The following is a 2,678-nucleotide window of genomic DNA, read 5'->3' on the forward strand; positions in this document are numbered from 1 at the left end:
GGTTTTATACCTAACTTGTCAAAAAGAATATCTGCATTAAAATCTTCATATATTTTCCCTCCATACCTGCCTTCAAAATTATGCTTCAGACTTCGGTAGCAAAGAGCAATATCCTGGTATTTATCAGCGATTCCGCTTCTCCCCAGATCTATAAAACCACTGACTTTATTTTGATTGATAAAAATATTTGGAAGACAATAATCACCATGGGAGAACACAAGATTTTCCGTGGGCTTATTATCTATTAACCATGTGAGTAAATCAGCTGGGGAAGCAAATCCATTAGCCCCATAGGTTCCCGGCTCCACCCCTTCCATTTCGCAGAAATTGTTTGCAACGAGAATTTCCGCCAGCCGCAGTTTATTATCTATCCCATTATCATAAGGACATGCAGAAATATCCACATTCCACAGCATTTGCAGCCCTTCTGCCAGCAACCCCGTTAACAGATCGGCATTCACCAGAAAATCCGTGGAGCATGACATTTCTCCAACCACCCGTTCCATAAGCAGATAATTTGTCCCGCCGCTCTGTTCGCAGCAGAGCAGTTTCGGCACCGGAAGTCTGCCGGAGAGCCAGGACAGCATTTGATGTTCATTATCTGATTCTTCGCATTGCTTTTCTATTTTAAGAACCATATCATCAAAGCAGATCACCTGGGAATTGGACATCCCGGTTTTGTCTATGGTAAATGGACGGGAACCGATTATATTTTTAATTTTTATAGGAATATCCATCATGATCACCTCATTTATTCACTGATATCATGTTCAACTTCAACTCGTTATTCAAATCTGTTTCTTTTACATCCCTGTTTTCTCTCACACCCCTGTTCTCCTCCACGGCCTTGTCTTCCCTGTCCAGCCTTGATTTACCCACCAGTCCCGATCCACCGGATTCCAGGCTGCGCCGGGGCTGGACTGCATTTTGCGAAAAACATAAAAGAACAGTTTCCCCCTGAGACTGGCTCCGGGCCGTTCTGACCGCTGCCGCACTCTGGCGGCTATCCGTGCAGCCTTGCGCTCTAACACTTCCCGCTTCTTAGCTTTCATATCCGATATTCCCATTGCATTGCTGACAAATGGGAAACAGTATACCCTGGATACACTCATCCACTTGAGCTGTCTGGCAAGAGAGCGGGTGGTGTGTCCGGCAGGCGCTCCCGCTGAAGAACAGAATACCACACCAACCTTATTAAACATTCCACCGCAGGGCCTGTGTGTCACCCATCGATACGCCATATGATCCAGGAAATTTTTCATGGACCCGCTCATCTCCATAACATAATTAGGGCTGTCCAGGAAAATAATATCTGCCCACTCCATTGCTTTGGCTATAGGCTGTACTTTTTGGGCAGCGGGGCAATACTCTTCTCCCTTTATAAAACAACTGTTGCAGCCGCAGCAAAAATCCGGTCCATCCTTAGGCAGAAAAAATTCCCTGATCTCATCCTGATCATCTGCCAAGCGTTTCAACACTTCTCTGGTCATGGTATAGGTCACCCCTTTGTGTGACTGTCCATGTATCACCGTGATTTTCATTCTCTCATCCTCCTGTCTTCCGGTACAGCCGGTTAAACTGCCGGATGTGCTGTTCCAGCATTCCCAGCGCCTCCGCTTCACGGTTTGGCTGGCAGTCGCACATGGTCAGCAGCAAATAAATCGGTGCATAAAAATGAAGTGCCATGGTCTGCACATTCTCCTGTTTAAAAATGCCCGTACCGGACAGAAACCCAAACAGCATGGTCTGGTATGCCAGTGGATCATCCGTATATTGTCTAGCGTAAAGGTCTGCCAGTTCCTTACTGTGATACTGCTCAATAGTCAGCAGTTTGCGGAATTTGCACACATAGTCATCATGAAGAAAATATAAAAATAAATCTTTCCCCATTTGAATTAGCTGTTCCTCCGAAATTCCGGTATAGACATCTATATCCTTTTTTGCTTCAACACCATTGATCTGCATGGAAGCGGTCTGCTGTCTGTACCGCACCGCCATTTCATCCAGAATCCCATCAAAGATATCCTGCTTACTTTTATAATGTTTATATAATGAGGGGGCTTTAATCCCTACCGCTTTTGCAATCTGCCCTACGCTCACCGCCTCAAAGCCTTTTTCTGAAAACAGCGTTAAGGCGTTCTCAAGGATTCTTCTCTTTGTAGATACCGTTTCCATCAACATATCCCCTTTCAATGGCTAATTAATATTAGCTTCATTATAGGCTAATTCTTGTTAGCCTGTCAAGAAGATATTGAGGGGGAGGGGGAATCAAAATACTATTTATTTCCTTTTATTGTATTTTTCCTGAGCAAAACAATAAGATTCCTGAATGAGCGGCTTTAATTTTTCAAATGTTTGTTCTGTTGGATTCAGTACACAAATCCAACCCATCCAGGCATACACTGGATGGGGCATAATTGTGTCTAATTGTGTAAAATCATAATCCAGTATATTATTCGCACTCATTTATGTCCTCCTGTTTATGAATATTTTATCTAATTGTAGCATACAGAATACGACAACTAGATGTCATATTTTAATAACAAAATTAAAGATTGCTTTTGTCCAGAATCTTTGCTATTGTATTCTCATTACATAAAACAAAACTTTAAAAAATAAAAAGGCACAACTTTTTTCATTATTTGTTTGTGCCTTGAGCGAAGCGAAAGGAATGTTGA

Annotated in this window: 4 protein-coding genes; all 4 read right to left on the minus strand. The window is 42.8% G+C overall.

The features are described from left to right. A partial coding sequence (locus tag ACH2DQ_RS08520; RefSeq protein ID WP_395026377.1) for an APH(3') family aminoglycoside O-phosphotransferase occupies window positions 1–740 on the minus strand: 740 nt, incomplete at its 3' end. An 81-nt stretch (window positions 741–821) separates the two neighbouring features. Next, window positions 822–1,541, minus strand: a complete 720-nt coding sequence (locus ACH2DQ_RS08525) for a flavodoxin family protein (RefSeq protein WP_394915450.1) — start codon at window positions 1,539–1,541, stop codon at window positions 822–824. 4 nt (window positions 1,542–1,545) lie between these two features. Then, window positions 1,546–2,175, minus strand: a complete 630-nt coding sequence (locus tag ACH2DQ_RS08530) for a TetR/AcrR family transcriptional regulator (protein WP_394915449.1) — start codon at window positions 2,173–2,175, stop codon at window positions 1,546–1,548. Window positions 2,176–2,280: 105 nt separating this feature from the next. Then, window positions 2,281–2,466 (minus strand): DUF6194 family protein, encoded by a 186-nt coding sequence (locus ACH2DQ_RS08535; protein ID WP_394915448.1) that lies wholly within the window; start codon window positions 2,464–2,466, stop codon window positions 2,281–2,283. Between the last annotated feature and the right edge of the window lie 212 nt (window positions 2,467–2,678).

The sequence above is a fragment of the Robinsoniella sp. genome (assembly GCF_034124845.1).

Excerpts from the sequence above, each read along its gene's own strand:
- ACH2DQ_RS08525 (WP_394915450.1), bottom strand. The coding sequence starts at position 1,541 with ATGAAAATCACGGTGATACATGGACAGTCACACAAAGGGGTGACCTAT.
- ACH2DQ_RS08530 (WP_394915449.1), bottom strand. The coding sequence starts at position 2,175 with ATGGAAACGGTATCTACAAAGAGAAGAATCCTTGAGAACGCCTTAACG.
- ACH2DQ_RS08535 (WP_394915448.1), bottom strand. The coding sequence starts at position 2,466 with ATGAGTGCGAATAATATACTGGATTATGATTTTACACAATTAGACACA.